This is a genomic window from Specibacter sp. RAF43 (genome assembly GCF_052114065.1).
Classification (GTDB): domain Bacteria; phylum Actinomycetota; class Actinomycetes; order Actinomycetales; family Micrococcaceae; genus Specibacter.
This window is the reverse complement of record NZ_JBFREA010000022.1, coordinates 1-16420: the sequence shown is the minus strand read 5'-3', so window position 1 is coordinate 16420 and position 16420 is coordinate 1. Positions and strand designations below refer to the sequence as shown.

Here is a 16420-nt window from a genome sequence, read left to right as displayed (position 1 = left end):
ATGGATGCGCTGCAAGAAGAGATTGTCGCCGACTACCGGCGCGCCTGCCGGGAGCTCGAGATCCGGCTGGCACGGGCCACGCCCACCCAACTGCGCAAACGCAGCGCCGGAACCAAGTGGACCAATGAGGAACTGCTGTTCCACATGGTCTTCGGGTACATGGTGGTCCAGGCGCTGCTGCCGCTGGTCCGCATCGTCAGCCGACTCCCGCGCCCTCTCGGCCGCGCATTTGCCCGGGCGCTCAACGCCTCCACGCGGCCCTTCGACGTGGTGAACTACTGGGGCTCCCGGGCCGCGGCGCTTGTCTTCAACCGGCGCCGCATGGGCCGGAAGCTGGTGAAGACCACACGTGCCCTGGCCGGGCGGCTGGAGCGGGAGACCCCGGCGTCGCTGGCCCGGGCCATGGACTTCCCCAGCAACTGGGATCCGTTCTTTGCCCCGCGAATGTCACTGGCTGACGTGTACGCCTACCCCACGCGGCACTTCGATTTCCACGCCCGGCAACTCTCCCTGTAGGGGTTTCACGCCGTGGCGGGTTTTCACGCCCGGGCGATGATTTCCGCGTTGGGGATCAGGAACCAGCCGTCGGCAGACGCGCCCCAGGTGCGCCACCCGGCGGAGATGCGCTCCAGCAGGGCCGCGTCGGCCAGTCCGTGGGCCGCGGCCTGTTCGGCAAACGCCGAGTGCGTCACCCGGTCCGCCCACACCCCTGCGTGCCAGGTGCGCTGTTCCGCCGTCGCGTACAGCCAGTTGGCCGACGACGGCGTCACGTCGGTGAAGCCGGCGGCCCGCGCCCAGTGGATCAGCCGCCGTCCGGCGTCCGGCTCGGCGTGGTTGTGCCGGGCCAGCTGCTGGTACAGCTCCATCCATTCGTCGAGTTCGGGCAGCTGCGGGTACCAGGACATGCCGTGGAAATCCGCGTCCCGCACCGCCACGATGCCGCCGGGCTTGGCCACGCGGCGCATTTCCCGCAGCGCCTCCACGGGATCGGTCAGGTGCTGCAGGACCTGGTGGGCGTGCACCACGTCGAAGGAGCTGTCCGGGAAATCGAGGGCGTAGATGTCCCCGGTGTCAAAGCTGAGATTTTGCAGATGCGCCTCGGCGGCCAGGGCGGTGGCGGCGGAAACCACCTCCGGCGACCGATCCAGGCCCAGCACCTCCCCGGGCGCCACGAGCCGGGCGAAATCGGCGGTGATGGTGCCCGGGCCGGAGCCGACGTCGAGCACCCGCAGCCCGTGCGTGAGGTGGGGAATCAGGTAGGCTGCGGAATTCGCCGCCGTCCGTGCGGCGTGCGATCGCAGCACGCTTTCATGATGCCCGTGCGTATAAACATCCTGGGACTCGGTGCTGAATTCCTCGCTCATACAGGGAGCGTACCCTTGCCGGAATTCAGGGGCCAGCACCGGCTGGTGGGTGGACGCTAACCCGCCGGCCGGCGTCGTCCCCGTCAGCCCAAATCGAAACATGAGCCAACCACACTCAACTTTATTTGACACCCCGAACAGCCCGAGTAAAGTTGAGTGCAGAACGCTCAATACCCGCTGGTTGGGTGAAGCCGCYGCGATGGCGGACTTGTTCGCACAGCGCCCATGAAAGGAACCACACTTATGTCACGTGCCGTAGGTATTGACCTCGGAACCACCAACTCCGTCGTCTCCGTGCTCGAAGGTGGCGAGCCCACCGTCATCGCCAACGCCGAGGGCGGGCGCACCACCCCGTCCGTCGTCGCCTTCTCCAAGAGCGGCGAGGTCCTGGTCGGGGAGATCGCCAAGCGCCAGGCCGTCAACAACATCGACCGCACCATCGCATCCGTCAAGCGCCACATGGGCACCGACTGGAACGTGCCGATCGACGACAAGAAGTACACGGCGCAGGAAATTTCCGCCCGCATCCTGATGAAGCTCAAGAACGACGCCGAAGCCTACCTGGGCGAGAAGGTCACCGACGCCGTGGTCACCGTCCCGGCCTACTTCAACGACGCCCAGCGCCAGGCCACGAAGGAGGCCGGGGAAATTGCCGGCCTGAACGTGCTGCGCATCGTCAACGAGCCCACCGCCGCCGCCCTCGCCTACGGCCTGGACAAGGGCAAGGAAGACGAGCTCATCCTGGTCTTCGACCTCGGCGGCGGCACCTTCGACGTGTCCCTGCTCGAAGTCGGCAAGGACGAGGATGACTTCTCCACCATCCAGGTCCGCGCCACCTACGGCGACAACCGCCTCGGCGGCGACGACTGGGACCAGCGCGTCGTGGACCACCTGCTCAACCAGCTCAAGGTCAAGGGCATCGACCTGTCCAAGGACAAGATCGCCCTGCAGCGCCTGAAGGAAGCCTCGGAGCAGGCCAAGAAGGAACTCTCCTCCTCGACCAGCACCAACGTCTCCCTGCAGTACCTCTCCGTCACCCCCGACGGTCCGGTGCACCTGGACGAGCAGCTGACCCGGGCCAAGTTCCAGGACCTGACCAGCGACCTGCTCGAGCGCACCAAGAAGCCGTTCAACGACGTCATCAAGGAAGCCAACATCAAGGTCTCCGACATCGACCACATCGTGTTGGTGGGCGGTTCCACCCGCATGCCGGCCGTCTATGACCTGGTGAAGGAACTGGCCGGCGGCAAGGAGCCCAACAAGGGCGTCAACCCGGATGAGGTCGTGGCCGTGGGCGCCGCCCTGCAGGCCGGCGTCCTCAAGGGCGAGCGCAAGGACGTCCTGTTGATCGACGTCACCCCGCTGTCCCTGGGCATCGAGACCAAGGGCGGTGTCATGACCAACCTGATCGAGCGCAACACCGCCATCCCCACCAAGCGGTCCGAGACCTTCACCACGGCTGACGACAACCAGCCGTCCGTGGCCATCCAGGTCTTCCAGGGCGAGCGCCAGTTCACCCGCGACAACAAGCCGCTGGGCACGTTCGAGCTGACCGGCATCGCCCCGGCGCCGCGCGGCGTCCCGCAGGTTGAGGTGACCTTCGACATCGACGCCAACGGCATCGTGCACGTCTCCGCCAAGGACAAGGGCACCGGCAAGGAGCAATCGATGACCATCACCGGCGGCACCGCCCTGTCCAAGGACGACATTGAGCGCATGGTGCACGAGGCCGAGGAGCACGCCGCGGAGGACAAGGCCCGCCGCGAGGCCGCCGATCTGCGCAACAGCGCCGAGCAGCTGCACTACTCGGTGGATAAGATCCTCTCCGAAAACGACGACAAGCTCCCCGAGGCCGTCAAGACCGAGGTCAAGGCCGACGTCGAGGCGCTCAAGACGGCCCTGGCCGGTGACGACGACGCCGCGGTGAAGACCGCGTTTGAGAAGCTGCAGGCGTCCCAGTCCAAGCTGGGCGAGGCCATCTACGCCGCCGCCTCGGCCGACAGTGCCGCCGCGAACGACGGCGAAGCCGACGCGGGCGCCTCCTCGGACGGCGCCGCCGACGAGGACATCGTTGATGCGGAAATCATCGACGAAGACGCAGACGAGAAGAAGTAGCCATGTCTGAGTCCGAATACCCCGAAGAGGGCATGCCGGAGAACGATCCCGTGGCGGATCCCGCCGAGCCCGTGGTCGAGCCCGCCGCGACCCCCAACGGTGATGCACTCTCCCAGGCCGAGGAGATCCTCAACGGCCTGGGTACGCCGGAGGCCGAGCCCGTCAAGACCGGGGCCGAGGAAGCCGCCGAGCTGAAGAACGACCTGCTGCGCCTGCAGGCCGAGTACGTTAATTACCGCAAGCGCGTTGAGCGTGACCGGGCGGTGGCCGGCCAGATGGCCGTCATCGGCGTGCTGAACTCGCTGCTGCCGGTGCTCGATGACATTGACGCCGGTCGTGCCCATGGCGACCTCGTCGACGGCCCCTTCGCGGCCATCGCCACCAAGCTGGAGGCAGCGCTGGCCACGTACGGGCTGGAACGAATTGACGCCACCGGCGTCCCGTTCGATCCGACCGTGCACGAGGCGCTCATCCAGCAGCCGGCGGCCGACGTCGAGGTTGACACCGTCAGCCAGGTCCTGCGCAACGGCTACAAGTCCGGCGAACGCATCTTGCGCGCCGCCCAGGTGGTTGTCGCCGTACCGGAATAGCGTGCCAGCGGTGGTCGATCCTGGGGATCGACCACCGCACAGCTTTGATCGGAGCGCAGAGCTTTAGACTACGAACATAGGAAAAGGAGGCGTCTTGGCAAGTCAGGACTGGGTCGAGAAGGACTTTTACAAGATCCTTGGGGTATCCAAAGATGCATCGGACGCCGACATCAAGAAGGCCTACCGTAAGCTCGCCCGCCAGTACCACCCGGATACAAACTCCGGGGATGCCAAGGCGGAAAAGACTTTCAAGGACGTCTCCGAAGCGTATTCCGTGCTTTCCAGCAAGGAAGACCGCGAACAGTATGACGCCATCCGTGCCATGGGCGGCGGCGCCCGCTTCCGGGCCGGCGGTGCCGGCGGCCAGGGTGCCGGCAACGGCTTTGAGGACATTTTCGGTGACCTTTTCGGCGGCGGCCGCGGCGCGCCCCGCGGCGGTCCGCAAACGTTCAACGGCTCCGGCCTTCCCCCGGAATTCGCCGACCTCTTTGGCGGCGGCGGCGGTTTTGGCGGCTACCAGCCCCCGGCCACCAAGGGCGCGGACCGGACGGCGTCGACGACCATTTCCTTTGCCGGTTCCATCAAGGGCACCAAGATCGGGTTGCGGGAGCCCAACGGCGACGTCATCGACGTGCGGATCCCGGCCGGCATCAAGAACGGCCAAAAGGTCCGGGTCCGGGGCAAGGGCCAATCGGGCCCGGCCGGCGCCGGGGACCTGGTGGTGACGGTAAACGTCAAACCGCACGAGGTCTTTGTCCGGGACGGCAACAACATCCGCATCCACGTGCCGGTGACCTTCCCCGAGGCGGCCCTTGGCGCGGACATCGGGGTCCCCACGCTCAACGGCGACACCGTCAAGGTCAGGGTCCCCGCCGGGACGCCGTCCGGGCGGACGCTGCGGGTCAAGGGTGCCGGGGTCAAGACGGCCAAGGCCGAAGGCGACCTGCTGGTCACCATTGATGTGGCCGTGCCCCAAAAACTGACCAAGGAAGCCGAGGATGCGGTGCGCGCGTTTGCCGCGGCCACCGCCGATGGCGACCCCCGGAAAGCGCTGAAGGACAAGGCAAAACTGTAGTCACCGGGATGCGAGCCGCTCACCCGCAGGAAAGGAGATCGCCATCATCACCGACCCGTACCTGCCCATTTTTGTGATCTCCGTGGCCGCGGAGCTGGCGGAGATGCACCCGCAAACCCTGCGCCAGTACGATCGCCTGGGCATTGTCAAGCCCAGCCGCGCCCCCGGCCGGTCGCGGCGGTACTCCCAGCACGACGTTGAAATGCTCCGCGAGGTCCAGCGCCTGTCCCAGGAGGGCGTCTCACTTGAGGGCATCCGCCGGATCATGCAATTGGAAAACCAGGTGGAAGCGCTCCGGGCCCGGGTCAATGAACTGACCGCGGAGCTGGCGGCCGTCTCGGTCGAGGTCCGATCCCGGCCGCCCCGGCAAAACACCAGGATCTTTGCCGCCGGCCTGACCGGCGACGACATCGTGGCCCTGGCCCGGGGCCAGCGCCCGCGGGCCCGCAGCCAGGCCCTGGTGGTCTGGCGTCCCGGCGCCAACAACTGACCCGCAAAAGATGTCGAAAATTGCCTGAAAATCGGCGATTTTCGACATCTTTTGCGGGTCAGTTCGTGATGGGGGGGTCGGTTCGTGGTGGGCGGGTCAGTTCGTGGTGGGAGGGTTAGTCGCGGAACAGGCCGGCGAGGTCCGTGGCCGTCAGCGCCCCGCCGGCCAGCGAGTCCCCGCTCATCACATCGGTGAAAAGCTGCGACTTCTTCGCCTTGAGCGCCATGACCTTTTCCTCGATCGTGTCCTTGGCGACCAGCCGGTACACCATGACGTTCTTCTTCTGCCCAATCCGGTGGGTGCGGTCCACGGCCTGGGCCTCGGACGCCGGATTCCACCACGGGTCCAGGATGAACACATAGTCCGCTTCGGTCAGGTTTAGGCCGAACCCGCCGGCCTTGAGGCTGATCAGGAACAGCGGGGCCGTGCCGGTCTTGAAATCCTCGACGACGGCGGCCCGGTTGCGCGTGGACCCGTCCAGGTAGGTGAAGTCGATGCTTTCGGCGATGAGCCGCTCGCGCACCTTGCCCAGGAAGCCGGTGAACTGGCTGAAGATCAGGGCCCGGTGGCCCTCCTTGACCACATCCTCCAACTGCTCAAAGAGCACGTCCAGCTTGGAGGAGCGCACGCCGGCCAGGCCGTCATCCACCAGGGAGACGTCCAGGCTGAGCTGGCGCAGCAGGGTCAGGGACTGGAAGATGGTGAAGCGGTTCTTGTTCACATCCTCCAAGAGCCCCAGGATCTTCGCCCGCTCACGCTGCAGGTGCGTTTGGTACACCTTTTGGTGCCGCGGGTTCAGCTCGACCTCCAGGATTTGTTCCTGCTTGGCCGGCAGGTCCTTGATGACCTGTTCCTTGGTGCGCCGGAGCATCAGCGGCTTCACCCGGGCGCGCAGCTTCGTCAGCAGCGCGGCGTTGCCGTTCTTTTCAATGGGCCGCTGGTAGAACTCGGCAAAGCGCTTGGGGCTGGGAAACAGGCCCGGCGCCACGATGGAGAGCAGCGTCCACAGCTCCATCAAGTTGTTTTCCAGCGGCGTGCCGGTGACGGCCAGCTTGAACGGTGCGTTCAGCTTGCGCGCGCACTGGTACGCCTTGGATTGGTGGTTCTTCACAAACTGGGCCTCGTCCAGGATCAGCCCGGCAAAGGGCTGGCGCCCATATTCGGCAAAGTCGATCCGGAACAGGGCGTAGGAGGTGATGACAATGTCCGCACCGGCAAAGAACGCCGCCGCATCCAGGCCGCTCTTGGCAAACGTCTCACCGACCGTGACCACCTTCAGGCCCGGGGCGAACTTGATGCTCTCACTGGCCCAGTTGCCCACCACGGAGGTGGGGGCCACCACCAGGAAGGGCTTGTCGTTGCCGCCGGCGGCCTTGACCTGGCAAATCAGCGCCAACGCCTGCACGGTCTTGCCCAGGCCCATGTCGTCGGCCAGCACCCCGCCGAGCCCGTGCGTATACAGGAAGTTCAGCCAGTTGAAGCCGTCGCGCTGGTACGGGCGCAAGGTGGCATTCAGCGTCTCTGGAGTGGGCAGTGGCACTGGGGCACCGCCGTCGAGCAGCCCGGTGACGGACTTCCGCCACGCCTCCGCCTGCTCGTCCACGATGCCCAGCCGGGCCAGCTCGTCCCACAGCCCGGCCTGGAAGCGGCTGATTCGCAGCTCCCCGTCCTTGGTGTCGTTGAGCCCGCGGGCCTCGTCAATGAGCGCCCGGAGCTGGTGCAGTTCAGGGCGGTCCAGCGAGAAGTAGGCGCCGCTGGGCAAGAGCATGCGGGACGCCCCGGCGGCCAACGCCGAGAACACGGCGGCGAAGGAGACAAACTGGCCCTCGACCGTGATGACGATGCCCAGGTCGAACCAGTCGCGTTCGTCGGTGGCGTGCGTGGAGATGGTGACGATCGGCGCCTCGGTGACTTCCCGGTAGCTGGCGATGTCGCCGCTGGTCTCCACCAGCACGTCCGGGAGTTCGCGCAGGCGCGGCAGCACCGTTTCGGTGAACACCATGGTCTCCAGCCCGGTCACCACGGCGGAACCGGCCAGGCGCGGCTCGCCCCAGGCGTTGTTGGCGGCCGCGCCCATGGCGGCCACATCCTCCCAGGGCTGCCCCAGGCTCGCAATGATCCGCTCCTCGGCGCCGGCATCCCGCACCCCGTTTTCGCCGGGCTCCGGCCACAGCGGCCGGGAGTTGATCCGGTTCCCCACTTGGTAGTGCCACTCCCAGTGCAGGCGCAGGGTGTGGTCGTCGCCGTAGGCGGCCAGCAGCGACAACGCCGGCTCGACGTAGGCGGGCAGCTCCACGGAGTGGTCGGCGGACACCACGGGCGCCGTCTGCTTCAGCTGCGGGTAAAAGTGGGTGAGGAACTTCTCCTCACCCTCCGCCGGGACGTGAACGGATTCCCGGCGCAGCGCGAATTCGAGCATCTGGGCCGAAGTTGCCGCAGCCAGCGGGGCCAGGGTGATGGTGCCGCGCACGACGCCGGCGCCCGGCTTCTCGCCGTGGTCGGGCTGGTCGCTGAAGAACAGCCCGTGCGCGGGCGAGCCGATGGTGCCCACGATCGTCTCGGTGACGGGCACCCCGGCCGCCTCGATGAGGGATCCCACGTCCAGCCCGCCGGCGGCCGCCCGGGACACGTCAAGTTGCACCCTGGCGTCGTCGTTGCACACGCGCACGGGATCCCCGGTGCCGGCCTGGACCAGCGCCACTCCGCGCTTGGCGGCCTCGGCCAGCAGCTGCCAGAGGTTGCGCCCGGCAAAATCGTTCAGGGCCAGCCACGACGCCGCAATGCTGTGGCTGTATTGCCGGGGACTGTGCGCGGAGAGGAACTCGCTGAGCCATTCCAACTGGGCCGGATCATGCTTGCGCCCATAGCTGAGGTAGCCCAGCGTGTTCCAGCTGATGCCGCTCTTGACCCATTTGCCGCGCGATCCCATGACCGCGGGCCGGACGTTGAGGATGGGCGCGGAGGCCACCTTGCCGCCCTTGCCGCGGTAGGAGAAACGCGGCGGCGGGACCTGCAGTTCAAATTGCAGCGCCAGCGCGGGGGTGTCCGGGCTCGGCGCGGCGGCGGTCGGGGGTAGCAGCTCCGCCAGCGTGGTCTCCCAGCTGGGCTCGGCGTCGAATGTATCCATGGTGCCGGTGCGCCCGCCGTCGGCGGTGTGGCCGCGGCCATTCTTGGCGTTGGCCAGCAGGCTTTCCAGGAACGTCGGCTCCTGGTGCACGTCCTCGGGGACGAAGAAGTCCTGGAAGGCGGGGTCGGATTCGGCGGCCGCGATCAGCGCCACCACGTGTTTGCAGTTTTGCCGGACGGGGCAGCTGCAGATGCCCACCCGGCAGGCGATGACGCCGTCGTGCGCGCGGACCAGCTTGGCGGTGGATTTGTACGGCTTGGTGCCCATGACTTTTCCGGACAACAGTCCGGTGGCCGGTTCCAGGGTGATGTCCTGGACCCTGCCGTCGGCGGCGTAGTCGCAGCCGGCGGCAATGGAATTGGATGTGAACTCGGCGATTCGCGTCAGCATCTGTTGCGAACCAGCGGAGGAATACGTCACAGAACTTTTCTTCCTAACGGAAATTGTGCGGTCCAAGGAACGGAACCACATCTAACCAATCTTAGGCGGGATTGGTCGGCGGTTTCACCTTCCGGCTTCCCCACACGCCGTCAAGGGGGCAGATTGGCGTGATTTGGCAGCCTTTGGCGCACCTCCCTCAGGTGTTGGCCCGGTAGGCGCGCAGCAGGATCCCGGCCGCCTCGGCGTCGAGCTCGGCGGGCCCGCGGAGCCTGATCTTGCGGGTGAACGGGTCCTGTGCCCGCGTCTTGACGGCCTCCAGCCGCCCGCGCGCCGGCTCGTCCAGGCGCAGGAAGATGTCGACTGCGGTCTTGGTGCCGGGGGTAACCTGGGCGAACTTGCGTCGCGGCGTGTGAAGGGAAACGTACGTCTTGCGCAGCGAGATGTCCACGGCGCCCCGTCCGTCGTCCGCCCAGCCCAGCACCAGCTCGATCACCGCGTCGGCGATCGGGCGCAGTTGCGGGCGGTCGGCGTACTGGCCCTCGAGCAGCTGTGCGGCGTCCTTGAGGAAATAGTCCGGGTAGCCGTACAGCTCCCACATGACCGGGTTTTGGGCGTAGCCCGTGACGCCGTGATCCGCCAGCCAGCCCCGGGTGGCCCGTGCGGAGGGCAGGTTTTCCGCCCGGGCGGCGGCCAACCACCAGGTGACGTCCCGTCCCGTTCGGCGGGCGAGCAGTGCCGTGTTGTGATCCAGCATGGTCTGCCAGGTCTTGAAGGCGGGGGTGGGGGCGGCGGGGACTGCGGGGCTTGCGGGCTCATGGCGCCACCCTATGCCGACTTCCGCAGGAAGGTGAGGTCGAAAATGACCCGGCCGGCCTTGTGGGCCTTGTTTTCAAAACTTGTCAGGATGCGCCCGTCAAAGCGCGGCGCCCACCCGCCAATGTCGTCGGGCTCAGAGTTCACGTCGCAGTCGACGCCGGTGCGCCGCGCCTCGGTGAGCGGACTGGCGGCACCGGCGCGTTCGCCGTCGTGCACGTTTAAGAAATCCGTGGCGGCGGCGCCGACGTCGCGCATCTGCTCGGCATAGGCGGACCAGTCCGTGGCCAGCCGCCACAGGCCGCCGGGGGCCAGGACCCGGGCCACGAGCGGGGCGAAGGTGTCCTTGACCATGCGGCGTTTGTTGTGCTTGGTCTTGTGCCACGGGTCCGGGAAGAAGACCCAGACCTCGGCCGCAGACCCGGCCGGCAGCATGGTGCGCAGCACTTCCGGCGCGTTCGCCTGGACCACGCGGACGTTGCTCAGCTGCGCGGAGACGATCTTTTGGATGGTCTGGGCCAGGCCCGGCGTGTAGACCTCCACGGCCAGGAAGTCCTTCTCCGGGTTGTGCTTGGCGGCGTTGACCACGGCTTCGCCGAGCCCGGAGCCGATCTCCACGATCAGCGGGGCGGTGCGGCCAAACGTGGCGGCCGCCTCAAAGGTGTAGTCCGGGTGCACGGAGGTGTCCGCAATGTGCCGGGGGACATCGACCGCCAGGGTCGCGGAGTGGTCGTCCCACGCCTTTTGCCGACGCCCCTGCAGGCGCGTGCCGCGGCGCACAAACGAGACGGGCTGGGCATGATAGGTGCCCTGCGCGGCCTGGCTGCCCGGGGTGACGGGGCGGGCCGAGCCGTCGTGCGTGCGCGGTGCCGTGCCCTCGTGCGCGGGGGCGCTCTCGGGTGCGGCGGGGACTGACACTGGGTTTTCACTCATCGGGTTAAGCGTACCGGGGTCCCGGGAGCCCATCGGCCGGGTTTCCCGCACCCGCCCCCGCCGTGAGTGCCTAGATAAGGCGGTTCCCGGGGCCGGGAACCGCCTTATCTAGGCACTCACCGGCCTACACGGGGTCCTCGGCCAGGTCCTTGCCCCTGGTCTCCGGGATGGTGAAGACGAACACGGCGCTGACCACCAGCAGCAAGACAGCGTAAATGTTGAACATCCCCGCCAGGTTGATCGAACCAAACCAGGCCTGCAGATACGGTGCGGTGCCGCCAAAGAGGGCCACGCAGATGGAGTAGGGGACGCCCACGCCCACCGTGCGGATGCTGGTGGGGAACATCTCGGCGTAGACGGCCGGGATGATGGAGGCGCTGGCGGCGATGAAGATCAGCATCACCGACATGCTCACGGCCAGCTCCCACGGCTGGTCCTTGAGCAGCCACGTCATGGGGAAGTGCAGGGCGGCGGCGCCGAGTGCGCCGGCCCACAGCACCTTCTTGCGGCCGATCACATCCGAGAGCTTGCCCCAGAACGGCAGGGCGGTGATGAAGACGATGTTGCCGATGACCCCGGCCCACAGGGCCGCGCCGCGGTCCATGCCAAGGGCCGTGGCCGCGTGGCTCGGCGCCACCACGCCCCAGATGTAGTAGATGACTGTCAGCCCAACCGTCAGCCCGATCACCTGCAGCGCCTGCTTGCGGTGGCGCACGATCTGCGGCCAGATCGGCGCCCGCTTGGCCTTGGCGTCCTCGTTGGTGAACACGTCGGATTCGTGCAGCCGGGAGCGCATGAACAGCGCGTACAGGCCCAGCACGGCGCCGATGGCGAACGGCACCCGCCAGCCCCAGGCCTGCATGTCCACCTTGGGTAGGGCCACCGTCATGACGGCGCCGAGCAGGGTGCCGAACAGGATGCCCACCGTCCCGGAGGTGTAGATCAGGGTCGCCCAGAAGCCGCGTTTTTCCTTCGGCGCCATCTCGGCGAGATAGGTCTGCGAGGACGGCAGCTCGCCGCCGTGCGCCAGCCCCTGCAGGAGCCGGGCGATCAGCAGGGTCGCGGAGGCCAAGGCGCCCACGGACCCGTAACTGGGGGCGACGGCGATCAGCAGGCTGCCCACGGAGGCCAGCCCGACGGCGAGCGTCATGGAGGACTTGCGCCCGATCCGGTCCCCGATCCAGCCGAACAGGAACCCGCCGAACGGTCGGGCGACGAAGCCAACGGCGAAGATCGCCAGCGTGGACAGCACCGCCGAGGTGGGRTCCTGCGGGTTGAACAGGGCGCCGGCCAGGAAGGGCGTGAAGGTGGCATAGACGGCCCAGTCGTACCACTCGACGGCGTTGCCGATGCCGGTGCCGAGCAGGGTGCGCCACATTCTGGGGTGGCCGGTCGCCGTGCCGGACTGCGGGGTGATTGCTGTAGTCATGAGGGAACTTTCGTTCGATTAGCGGGGAGTGGACGCCGCCGCGGCGGCGGAGAGGGAGCCCAGCCGGCTGATGGCCAGCTCGGTGTACAGGGCGGTGCCGTCGGTGAGGACGGAGTCGTCAAACAGTGCATAGGGGGAATGGTTGAAGGCGGTGGTGGTGGGGTCCTGCCCCGGCGCCACGGCGCTGAGGCCGATGAACGTGCCGGGGACGGCGGCCATGACACGGGAGAAGTCCTCCGAGCCGCTGATGGGGTTGGCCAGGCGCGTGAGCCGCTCGGTGCCGAACATGCCGGCGATGATGTGCTCGGCATGTTCGGTTTCGGTGACGTCGGTGATGCTGACGGGGTATTCCGTTTGGTAGTCGACCTCCACCTCCAGCCCGTGGGCGGCGGCGATGTGGCGCACCAGCCGTGGCGCGGCCTGGCGCATCCGTTCCTGCGACTCCTCGGAGAAGGTGCGGATGGTGGCCTCGAAATGGGCCGTTTCGGGGATGACGTTGCGCTTGCTGCCGGCCTGCAAGAGCCCGACCGTGAGCACTACCGGGTCAAACATGTTGAACTGGCGGGTGACCATGACCTGCAGCGCCGTGACGATCTCGGTGATCACGGGCACCGGGTCCTTGGCCATGTGCGGGGCGGAGCCGTGGCCGCCGGCGCCGCGCACCGTCACCACCAGGCCGTCGGAGGCGCTCATGATGACGCCCGGCTTCGTGCAAAACTGCGCGTGCGGGACCAGGCCGGAGAAGACGTGCATGCCGAACGCGGCGTCGGCGCGGCGGCCGGCGGCGTCCAGGACACCCTCTCGGATCATGACGGACGCGCCGTCGAACCCCTCCTCGCCGGGCTGGAACATGAGCACGACGTCGCCGGCAAGTTGTTCTCGACGGTCGGCCAGCAGCCTGGCGGCGCCGGTGAGCATGGCGGTGTGGAGGTCGTGGCCGCAGGCGTGCATGGCGCCGTCGATGCGGGAGGTGAAGTCGACGCCGCTGCGTTCCTGCACGGGCAGCGCATCCATGTCCGCGCGCAGCAGCACCACCGGCTTCTGCCGGCCCGCGGGTGCGCCGCCGCCGCGGAGCACGGCCGTCACGGAGGTGGTCTCAGTGCCCAGGGAAATCTCGTAGCCCAGGCCGTCCAGGGCCGTCAGGACCTTCTCCTGGGTGCGGGGAAGATCCAGGCCGATCTCCGGCTCCTGGTGCATCAGGTGGCGGAATCGGATCAGGTCCGCGGTGAGGTCTGCGGCGGTGAGGGACATGGCAACTCCTGTGGGGTTCGGCGGTCCTTCCAGTGTGGGGTGATTCCTGTCACAACTATCCAAATCACTGGAACAATGCAGATAATTGATTCATTCACTAATTTTCATGCACCACTTTTTCGGGGTGCATGGCAGCTGTTGAAGGGTTCACGTGATGGAGACCCATGCCCCGCTCAGCGAAGAGGACCTGGCGCTGATCCACGCCCTGCAGATCGCCCCGCGCGCCGGCTGGGTGGAGGTGGGCGCCGTGCTCGGCGTCCATCCGACCAGCGCGGCCGCACGCTGGGAGCGCCTGACGGCCGACGGGGCCGCCTGGATCACGGCCCACCGGGCCGGCGATCCGCTGGCGGTCTCCCTCGCGTTCATCGGCGTGGACTGCCGCATGGAGGGACAGTCGCGCGTGGTGGCCGCGCTAAGCGCGGTGCCGGAGATCATCACCGTGGAACAGACGGCGAGCAACCGGGCCCTGATGCTCACCGTCCTGACGAATTCGCTGGCGCACCTGAGCGGGGAGATCATCCCTCGGATCCGGGGCGTTGACGGCGTGCTGGGCTACCAGACATCGCTGTGCACCCGGCAGCATGTCAACGGCAGCTCGTGGCGGCTGAACGTGCTCTCGCGTCACAAGCAGCAACAGATGCAGGCCCTGGTCCGTGCGGATACCGGGCCCGCACACCTGCCGCCAGGCCACCTCGACCTGCTGCCCTTCCTTGCCCGGGACGGGCGGGCCACCGCCGCGGCCATGGCCCGGGCGCTGGGGCGGACCCCCGCCACGGTGCAGCGCCAGCTCAACCGCGTCCTGGCCTCCGGGATCCTGTCCTTCCGCTGCGAAATGGCCCAAAGCCTCTCCGGCTACCCCGTCACGTGCCAGTGGTTCGTCAAGGTGCCCCCGGGCCAGCATGAGAACGCCGCGGCCACGCTGCGGCGCCTGCGAAACGTCCGGTTCGTTGCCTCCACCACCGGGCACAGCAATTTCACCGTCATCATGTGGCTGCATTCGGTGGCCGACGTCATGGACGTGGAGCTGACGCTGCAGCAAAACATTCCCGGCATTGAGCTCCAAGAAAGCGTGGTGATGCTCTCCTGCGCCAAGCGGGTGGGCTGGATTCTGCGACCGGACGGCACGGCGGCCGGACCGGGGCCGGACGGGCTCGACCGGGGGATCATCCCGGCGGAAGGGTGAGGTGGGGCACCCGGGTGCGTGGCCGGCGTCGGGCGACTGCTAGAATGGCATTACTTAATGCGCGCCATGCGCATTCTGCGTCGATGAACGCATTCAACTTGTCCCACATGTTTTATTGCCAGCTCCTGGAGCGGGCCGGATTTTGCGGCCCAGTGCATTCGTGGTTGACACGCTCTGGCAATGAATCGGCGAACCCGTGGTCAAAACTGATCGTGGGACGTTGAACCGCCTTAAGAAAGATTCCCTACCCTTTATGACAACTTTCGCTGCCCTTGGTGCGCCCAAGGAAATCGTCGCTTCTCTCGCCGCCGACGGCATTGAAGAGGCCTTCCCCATCCAGGTCAAGACCTTGCCGGACACGCTGGCGGGGCGGGACGTGCTCGGCCGCGGTCGCACCGGCTCCGGCAAGACCATCGCCTTCGCCATCCCGCTGGTGGCCCGCCTGGCCGAGCGTGAGGCGCCGTACTTCCGCAAGCCGGGCCGCCCCCTGGGCCTGGTCCTGGCCCCCACCCGCGAGCTGGCGACGCAGCTGAACAACACCATTGAGCCGCTGGCCAAGGCCATGGGCCTGAACACCACGGTGATTTATGGCGGCGTGTCCCAGGCCCGCCAGGAAAAGGCGCTGCGCGCCGGCGTCGACATTGTCATCGCCTGCCCGGGCCGGCTCGAAGACCTCATGAAGCAGCGAATCGTCTCGCTGGAAAGCGTCGAGATCACGGTCCTCGACGAGGCCGACCACATGGCCGACCTCGGCTTCCTGCCCGTCGTCAAGCGCCTGCTGGACACCACGCCCACCCAGGGCCAGCGCATGCTGTTCTCCGCCACGCTGGATAACGGCGTGGACAAGATCGTCCAACGCTACCTCTCCAACCAGCTCACCCACTCGGTGGACGAGGCCAAGGCCGCCGTCTCCACCATGGAGCACCACGTGCTGGTGGTCAGCGACCAGACCGTGAAGAAGCAGGTCATCGTCGAGCTGGCCTCCGGCGCCGGGCGCCGCATCCTCTTCATGCGCACCAAGCACCACGCCCGCAAGCTGGCCAAGACCCTCACCGACGCCGGCATCCCCGCCGTCGACCTGCACGGGAACCTGTCCCAGAACGCCCGCGACCGCAACCTGGCGGAATTCTCCACCGGCGGCGTGCGCGTCCTGGTGGCCACCGACGTGGCCGCCCGCGGCGTGCACGTGGACGACATTGAACTGGTCATCCACGTCGACCCGCCCACCGAACACAAGGCCTACCTGCACCGCTCGGGCCGCACGGCCCGCGCCGGGCACGACGGAACCGTTGTCACCCTGACGCTGCCCGAACAACAAAGCGACGTCAAGAAGCTCATGAAGGCCGCCGGCGTCGACGTCAACTTTGAGCGGGTCACGGCCAGCTCGCCCGTCATCGCGACGCTGGTGGGCGACGTTGCCGAGAAGATCGACCCCCGCACCCGGGCGGCCCTGCTGGCCGCCAAGGCCCCCGTGCAGGGTGGCGGACATTCCACCGGGGCCAACGCCGAGCGCAAGCACGCCCGCCGCGGCGCGTCCCCCACGGCTGGTGGCCGCGGCGGCCGCGGCGGCCGCGGCCGCGTGTCCGCAGACGCTTCCGCCGGCGACGCGGGCAACCGCTCGGAGCGTCGCGAGGGTCAGCCGCAGGCCGCCCGGTTCGCCGCCCGGTTC

General features: G+C 67.6%; 13 protein-coding genes. 7 read left to right on the top strand and 6 right to left on the bottom strand.

Features of this window, described 5'->3' with window-relative positions; translation table 11 throughout:
* Complete coding sequence (locus tag AB4Y80_RS12470) at positions 1-516, top strand: DinB family protein (RefSeq protein ID WP_442214514.1); 516 nt, start codon at positions 1-3, stop codon at positions 514-516.
* A 23-nt stretch (positions 517-539) separates the two neighbouring features.
* On the opposite strand, the gene AB4Y80_RS12465 is transcribed toward AB4Y80_RS12470, so the two are convergent.
* Entirely contained in the window at positions 540-1364 is an 825-nt protein-coding gene (locus AB4Y80_RS12465) for a methyltransferase domain-containing protein (protein WP_442214513.1), read from the bottom strand.
* A 243-nt stretch (positions 1365-1607) separates the two neighbouring features.
* Between AB4Y80_RS12465 and dnaK the strand changes: the two genes are divergently transcribed.
* The 4 genes from dnaK to AB4Y80_RS12445 all read left to right on the top strand — a co-directional run bounded on the left by dnaK (position 1608) and on the right by AB4Y80_RS12445 (position 5634).
* Entirely contained in the window at positions 1608-3479 is a 1872-nt protein-coding gene (gene dnaK, locus AB4Y80_RS12460) for a molecular chaperone DnaK (RefSeq protein ID WP_442214512.1), read from the top strand.
* A gap of 32 nt (positions 3480-3511) precedes the next feature.
* Entirely contained in the window at positions 3512-4069 is a 558-nt protein-coding gene (locus AB4Y80_RS12455; protein ID WP_442214559.1) for a nucleotide exchange factor GrpE, read from the top strand.
* A gap of 94 nt (positions 4070-4163) precedes the next feature.
* Positions 4164-5144 carry a DnaJ C-terminal domain-containing protein gene (locus AB4Y80_RS12450; protein ID WP_442214510.1) on the top strand — a complete coding sequence of 327 codons (981 nt, stop codon included), beginning with the start codon at positions 4164-4166 and terminating at the stop codon, positions 5142-5144.
* A gap of 43 nt (positions 5145-5187) precedes the next feature.
* Positions 5188-5634, top strand: coding sequence for a heat shock protein transcriptional repressor HspR (locus tag AB4Y80_RS12445; protein ID WP_442214558.1), 447 nt, complete (start codon positions 5188-5190; stop codon positions 5632-5634).
* A 115-nt stretch (positions 5635-5749) separates the two neighbouring features.
* On the opposite strand, the gene AB4Y80_RS12440 is transcribed toward AB4Y80_RS12445, so the two are convergent.
* From AB4Y80_RS12440 to AB4Y80_RS12420, 5 genes are all read right to left on the bottom strand, one after another.
* Positions 5750-9151, bottom strand: a complete 3402-nt coding sequence (locus tag AB4Y80_RS12440; RefSeq protein ID WP_442214557.1) for a DEAD/DEAH box helicase — start codon at positions 9149-9151, stop codon at positions 5750-5752.
* A 187-nt stretch (positions 9152-9338) separates the two neighbouring features.
* Positions 9339-9896 (bottom strand): DUF5655 domain-containing protein, encoded by a 558-nt coding sequence (locus AB4Y80_RS12435; RefSeq protein ID WP_442214509.1) that lies wholly within the window; start codon positions 9894-9896, stop codon positions 9339-9341.
* A 71-nt stretch (positions 9897-9967) separates the two neighbouring features.
* Positions 9968-10888 carry a tRNA (guanosine(46)-N7)-methyltransferase TrmB gene (trmB, locus tag AB4Y80_RS12430; RefSeq protein WP_442214508.1) on the bottom strand — a complete coding sequence of 307 codons (921 nt, stop codon included), beginning with the start codon at positions 10886-10888 and terminating at the stop codon, positions 9968-9970.
* A gap of 124 nt (positions 10889-11012) precedes the next feature.
* On the bottom strand, positions 11013-12317 hold the full coding sequence (locus AB4Y80_RS12425) for an MFS transporter (protein WP_442214507.1): 1305 nt from the start codon (positions 12315-12317) through the stop codon (positions 11013-11015).
* Between the two features lie 18 nt (positions 12318-12335).
* A complete protein-coding gene (locus tag AB4Y80_RS12420; protein WP_442214506.1) occupies positions 12336-13568 on the bottom strand; it encodes a M20 metallopeptidase family protein in 1233 nt (410 codons plus the stop codon).
* 154 nt (positions 13569-13722) lie between these two features.
* Between AB4Y80_RS12420 and AB4Y80_RS12415 the strand changes: the two genes are divergently transcribed.
* On the top strand, positions 13723-14751 hold the full coding sequence (locus AB4Y80_RS12415) for an Lrp/AsnC family transcriptional regulator (RefSeq protein WP_442214555.1): 1029 nt from the start codon (positions 13723-13725) through the stop codon (positions 14749-14751).
* A 253-nt stretch (positions 14752-15004) separates the two neighbouring features.
* On the top strand, positions 15005-16420 hold a 1416-nt coding region (locus AB4Y80_RS12410; protein ID WP_442214505.1), incomplete at its 3' end, for a DEAD/DEAH box helicase.

Excerpts from the sequence above, each read along its gene's own strand:
- AB4Y80_RS12470 (WP_442214514.1), top strand. The coding sequence starts at position 1 with ATGGATGCGCTGCAAGAAGAGATTGTCGCCGACTACCGGCGCGCCTGC.
- AB4Y80_RS12465 (WP_442214513.1), bottom strand. The coding sequence starts at position 1,364 with ATGAGCGAGGAATTCAGCACCGAGTCCCAGGATGTTTATACGCACGGG.
- dnaK (WP_442214512.1), top strand. The coding sequence starts at position 1,608 with ATGTCACGTGCCGTAGGTATTGACCTCGGAACCACCAACTCCGTCGTC.
- AB4Y80_RS12455 (WP_442214559.1), top strand. The coding sequence starts at position 3,512 with ATGCCGGAGAACGATCCCGTGGCGGATCCCGCCGAGCCCGTGGTCGAG.
- AB4Y80_RS12440 (WP_442214557.1), bottom strand. The coding sequence starts at position 9,151 with ATGCTGACGCGAATCGCCGAGTTCACATCCAATTCCATTGCCGCCGGC.
- AB4Y80_RS12435 (WP_442214509.1), bottom strand. The coding sequence starts at position 9,896 with ATGCTGGATCACAACACGGCACTGCTCGCCCGCCGAACGGGACGGGAC.
- trmB (WP_442214508.1), bottom strand. The coding sequence starts at position 10,888 with ATGAGTGAAAACCCAGTGTCAGTCCCCGCCGCACCCGAGAGCGCCCCC.
- AB4Y80_RS12420 (WP_442214506.1), bottom strand. The coding sequence starts at position 13,568 with ATGTCCCTCACCGCCGCAGACCTCACCGCGGACCTGATCCGATTCCGC.
- AB4Y80_RS12415 (WP_442214555.1), top strand. The coding sequence starts at position 13,723 with ATGGAGACCCATGCCCCGCTCAGCGAAGAGGACCTGGCGCTGATCCAC.